Source organism: Shewanella sp. SP2S2-6 (genome assembly GCF_031931965.1).
GTDB classification, from domain to species: domain Bacteria; phylum Pseudomonadota; class Gammaproteobacteria; order Enterobacterales; family Shewanellaceae; genus Shewanella; species Shewanella baltica.
On sequence record NZ_JAUOEQ010000081.1, the window covers coordinates 1 to 684 of the forward strand.

Annotated in this window: 1 protein-coding gene and 1 pseudogene; one reads left to right on the forward strand and one right to left on the reverse strand. The window is 49.0% G+C overall.

Translation table 11 applies throughout. The features are described 5' to 3' along the window. Nucleotides 1–110: 110 nt before the first annotated feature. Nucleotides 111–398 (forward strand): putative quinol monooxygenase, encoded by a 288-nt coding sequence (locus tag Q4Q57_RS22050; protein WP_311892039.1) that lies wholly within the window; start codon nt 111–113, stop codon nt 396–398. Between the two features lie 91 nt (nt 399–489). On the opposite strand, the pseudogene Q4Q57_RS22055 reads toward Q4Q57_RS22050, so the two are convergent. After that, nucleotides 490–684 (reverse strand): annotated as a pseudogene (locus Q4Q57_RS22055) (group II intron reverse transcriptase/maturase); the annotation flags it as partial.

Genomic DNA, 684 nt, shown 5'->3' on the forward strand with positions numbered 1-684 from the left:
AATAAATTAAGACTCGCTAAACATGTCATGCCATTTGCGGAGCAAATCGCCCGCCACATTTGGCTCACTTATTATTGAGGCGTTAGGCTGAATAATCGGATATCCTCTTCATGCTCAAAGTAATTGCTCAAGACTTCATCAAGCCGGAACACATTGAGGACGTTATGCCTCTATATAGGGAGCTCGTGGAAAAAACCAAAAAAGAACCGCTGTGTGTGTCTTACGATCTTCACATCAACCAGAAAGACCCGGGGCACTTCGTGTTCATCGAGGAGTGGCCTGATCGTGCAGCTTTGGACGCGCACTGCAACACCGAGCATTTCAAAAGGCTGGTGCCGCTGATAGATCAGTATCAGAGGTCGCTTGGAACCTTTCTGCTTATGGATGCATTCCAGTGATTCAGCCTAATCGGGTAGCCGGAGGTATCTAGCCTCCAGCCCCCACACCACCCTGCATGCGGCTCCGCACAGGGCGGTTCATTTAGAACGCCTAACCTGTTTTCTGGTTCGGATAGTGAACCGCGATCCATCCATCTCTCAGTGAATACAATCCTGCTTTCTTAAGATACTCATTACTCAGCGCTTGCTGTATTCCTGGTGTTTTCGAGCTCCGCCATGGGCCTTTACTTGTGATCCCACAAGCAACGGCAGCTTGGATCCTGACGCCTCGTTTAAGTAAATTCTG

Bases quoted from the DNA above. Each gene is read 5' to 3' on its own strand.
- Q4Q57_RS22050 (WP_311892039.1), top strand. From the start codon at position 111: ATGCTCAAAGTAATTGCTCAAGACTTCATCAAGCCGGAACACATTGAG.